Consider the following 4095-nt stretch of genomic DNA (forward strand, 5'->3'; position numbering starts at 1 on the left):
TTCCCGCCGCTCCGGGACCGGCCTGCGCCGGTCCCGTGGCACCCCACACCCTGAAGGAGCCCTCCATGTCCGTCATCGAGGTCCGGAACCTGCACAAGGAGTACGGCAGCAAGGTTGCCGTCGACGACGTCAGCCTCGAGGTCCACCGCGGCGAGATCTTCGGCATCCTCGGCCGCAACGGGGCCGGCAAGACGACCACGGTCGAGATCGTCGGCGGCCTGCGCGACGCCGACGGCGGCACCGTCCGTGTCCTCGGCCTCGACCCGCAGCGCGACCGCACCCGGCTGCGGCAGGTGGTCGGCCTGCAGCTCCAGGAGAGCCAGGTCCAGCCCAAGCTCGGCGTCCGCGAGGCCCTCGACCTGTACGCGTCGTTCTACCCCGACCCCGCCGACCCGGCGCAGCTGCTCGACGAGCTGGGCCTGACCGAGCGGGCCGACGCCCGGTTCGAGCAGCTCTCCGGCGGCCAGAAGCAGCGCCTGTCGGTGGCGCTCGCGCTCGTCGGCAACCCGCAGGTCGCGATCCTCGACGAGCTGACCACGGGCCTCGACCCGCACGCCCGTCGCGACACCTGGGAGGTCGTGGAGCGCATCCGCGACCGGGGCGTGACGATCGTGCTGGTCACGCACCTCATGGAAGAGGCCGAGCGGCTCTGCGACCGGATCGCGCTCATCGACGCCGGCCGCGTCGTGGCGACGGGCACGCCGGCGGAGCTGGTCGCCCGGGCGGCCTCCGAGCAGGTGCTGCGGTTCCGGCCGTCGGCTCCCGTGCCGGTCGGGCTGCTCGAGCAGGTCGCCACCGTCTCGCACACCGACGACGGCACCATCGAGGCCCGCGGTCACGAGAACGTCGTCCAGGACGTCCTCGTCGCCCTCGCCCAGCACGGCATCCGCCCCGAGAACCTGCGCCTCGAGCAGAGCTCGCTCGAGGACGCGTTCGTCACGCTCACCACCACCCCGGAGGTCTGACCATGTCCACCACGACCATCGCGCGGACCTCCGTGTCCGGTGCCCTGTCCCGCCTCACCGCCGTCGAGGCCCGGCTGTTCCTCCGGGAGCCGTCCGGCGCGTTCTTCGCGGTCCTGTTCCCCGCCGTCCTGCTCACCGTGCTCGGCCTCGTGATGCCGTGGGCGGACCTGCCGTTCAACGACAAGGACCCGATCCTGTCGCAGATCAACGGCATCACCGGGTACGCGCCGACGGTCCTGGCGCTCGCGGTGGCGACCGTGGGCCTGTCCTCGTACCCGCAGACCATCGCCGGCTACCGCGGTCGCGGGGTCCTGAGGCGGATGTCGACCACGCCGGTCCCGCCGTCGCGCATCCTCGTCGCCCAGCTGGCCGTGAACCTGGTGGCCCTGCTGGTCGCAGCCGTGCTGATGTTCGCGGCCGGCGCCCTGGTGGTCGGCGTCGCCGCACCCGCGGAGCCCCTGGTCCTGCTCGGGGCCTTCGTGCTCAGCGTGCTCGCGGCGTTCTCGGTGGGCTCGGTGATCGCGGCCCTGGCGCCGAACGCCCCCGCCGCGACCGCCTGGGGGATGTCGGTGTACTTCGTCTCGCTGTTCTTCGCGGGGGTCTGGCTGCCCCTGCCGCTGATGCCCGACGTCGTCCAGACGATCGCGGGGTACACGCCGCTCGGGGCGGCCAGTGAGGCGATGGCTGCCGCCTGGTACGGGCAGCCGTTCGACGTCCTGCCGTTCGTGGTCATGGCTGCCTGGACGCTGGTCGCCCTGCCCGTCTCGGCGCGCTTCTTCCGGTGGTCGTGACCAGTGTGTGGTCGCGCTCCCACCAGAATCGTTTAGGAGTCTGGACGCTGGCTGTGCACCCCCGGAAAGTGGGCGCCGACCCGGCCGCTGTCTGCCCGGAGACCCGCGCCGCTGCGGGCCGAACCGGCACCGACGGTCAGTTCCTTCGTGCACCTCCGTCACCGCCCCCACGCGCGATCCGCGCGCGGGGGCGCCGGGACGTGCCCGCGGCGTAGCGGGACGTGCCCGACAGCCAGAAAGGTACGAATGATGTCCTCATCGACCCGACGGCGAGCTGCCTGGGTGGCCACGGCCACCCTGAGCGCAGCATCGCTGCTGGCCATCTGCGGGGTATCTCCCGCGATGGCCGCCCCGGCGCCCGCGACGATCGTCGTCCCGGCCGCCGCTCCCGTGAAGGCCGCCGTGGCCGACGGTGAGTACGCGCAGCGCTTCCTCACCCAGTACGAGAAGATCAAGGACCCCGCCAACGGCTACTTCAGCGCGCAGGGCATCCCGTACCACTCCGTCGAGACCCTCATCGTCGAGGCCCCCGACTACGGCCACGCGACGACGTCGGAGGCCTACTCCTTCTGGATCTGGCTCGAGGCGCTGTACGGCCAGACCACGGCCGACTGGGCACCGTTGAACCACGCCTGGGAGACCATGGAGAAGTACATGATCCCCCAGACCGTGGACCAGCCCACGAACTCGTTCTACAACCCGAGCTCGCCCGCGACGTACGCGTCGGAGTACGACCACCCGAGCAAGTACCCGAGCCAGCTCAACAGCGGCGTGACGGTCGGCAGGGACCCGATCGCCAACGAGCTGAAGTCGACGTACGGCACGTCGGACATCTACCAGATGCACTGGCTCGCGGACGTAGACAACAAGTACGGCTTCGGCGCGACCCCGGGGACGGGCTGCGAGCTCGGCCCGACAGCGACCGGCTCGTCCTTCATCAACACGTTCCAGCGCGGCGAGCAGGAGTCGGTCTGGGAGACCGTCCCGCAGCCGAGCTGCGAGGAGTTCAAGTACGGCGGCAAGAACGGGTTCCTCGACCTGTTCACGGGTGACGCCTCGTACTCGAAGCAGTGGAAGTACACCTCGGCGTCCGACGCCGACGCGCGTGCCGTCGAGGCGGTCTACTGGGCCAACAAGTGGGCCACCGAGCAGGGCAAGCAGGCCGACGTCGCCTCCGTCGTCGCGAAGGCCGCCAAGATGGGCGACTACCTGCGCTACACGCTGTTCGACAAGTACTTCAAGACGATCGGCTGCACGTCGCCGAGCTGCCCCGCGGGCACCGGCAAGGACAGCGCGCACTACCTGCTGTCCTGGTACCTGGCGTGGGGCGGCGCGCTCGACGCCAGCTCCGGCTGGGCCTGGCGCGTCAGCTCGTCGCACGCCCACATGGGCTACCAGAACCCGCTCGCCGCGTACGCGCTGTCGACGGACTCGGCCCTGACGCCGAAGTCGGCGAGCGCGAAGAGCGACTGGGCGGCCTCGCTCGAGCGTCAGCTCGAGTTCTACACCTGGCTGCAGGCCCCCCAGGGCGGCATCGCCGGTGGCGCGACCAACAGCTGGGGCGGCGCGTACGCGACGCCGCCGAGCGGCACGCCCACGTTCTACGGCATGGGCTACACCGAGGCGCCCGTCTACAACGACCCGCCGTCGAACCAGTGGTTCGGCATGCAGGCGTGGGGCGTCCAGCGCGTCGCCGAGCTGTACTACGCCTCCGGCAACGCGCAGGCCAAGAAGATCCTCGACAAGTGGGTCCCCTGGGTCGTCGCGAACATCACGACGGACGGCGCCAACTGGAAGGTTCCTTCGGAGCTGACCTGGACCGGTAAGCCGGACACCTGGAACAAGACCAGCCCCGGCTCCAACTCCGGTCTCTCTGTCGCGGTCAAGAGCTACGGCCAGGACGTCGGCGTCGCCGGCGACACCGCCCGTGCGCTGCTCTTCTACGCCGCCAAGTCGGGCGACACCGCGTCGCGCGACAAGGCCAAGGCCCTGCTGGACGCCATCTGGGCCTCCAACCAGGACAGCCTGGGCGTCGGCACGGTCGAGACCCGCGGGGACTTCCTGCGGTTCGACGACACGTACGTCGCCGGCGGCAACGGCATCTACATCCCGTCCGGCTGGACGGGCACGATGCCCAACGGCGACGTGATCAAGCCCGGCGTCTCGTTCCTGGACATCCGCTCCTGGTACAAGGACGACCCCGCCTGGCCCAAGATGCAGACGGCCCTGTCCACCGGAGTGGCGCCGCAGTTCACGTTCCACCGGTTCTGGGCGCAGACCGCGATCGCGGGTGCTCTCGCCGACTACGCGCGGCTGTTCGAGGGCACCACGCCCCCGCC

General features: G+C 70.7%; 3 protein-coding genes. All 3 read left to right on the top strand.

Annotated elements, in window-relative coordinates; translation table 11 throughout:
• Positions 1-65: 65 nt before the first annotated feature.
• Positions 66-965: an ABC transporter ATP-binding protein gene (locus CTE05_RS20025; protein WP_146848055.1), complete on the top strand. Its 900-nt coding sequence runs from the start codon at positions 66-68 to the stop codon at positions 963-965.
• Positions 966-967: 2 nt separating this feature from the next.
• Entirely contained in the window at positions 968-1756 is a 789-nt protein-coding gene (locus CTE05_RS20030) for an ABC transporter permease (protein WP_146848056.1), read from the top strand.
• 282 nt (positions 1757-2038) lie between these two features.
• Positions 2039-4095, top strand: a 2057-nt coding sequence (locus CTE05_RS20035; RefSeq protein ID WP_246123783.1) for a glycoside hydrolase family 48 protein, incomplete at its 3' end; no start/stop codon positions are given.

Origin of the sequence: Cellulomonas terrae, from assembly GCF_007990265.1 — a bacterium.
Lineage (GTDB): Bacteria > Actinomycetota > Actinomycetes > Actinomycetales > Cellulomonadaceae > Cellulomonas > Cellulomonas terrae.

Bases quoted from the DNA above. Each gene is read 5' to 3' on its own strand.
- CTE05_RS20025 (WP_146848055.1), top strand. From the start codon at position 66: ATGTCCGTCATCGAGGTCCGGAACCTGCACAAGGAGTACGGCAGCAAG.
- CTE05_RS20030 (WP_146848056.1), top strand. From the start codon at position 968: ATGTCCACCACGACCATCGCGCGGACCTCCGTGTCCGGTGCCCTGTCC.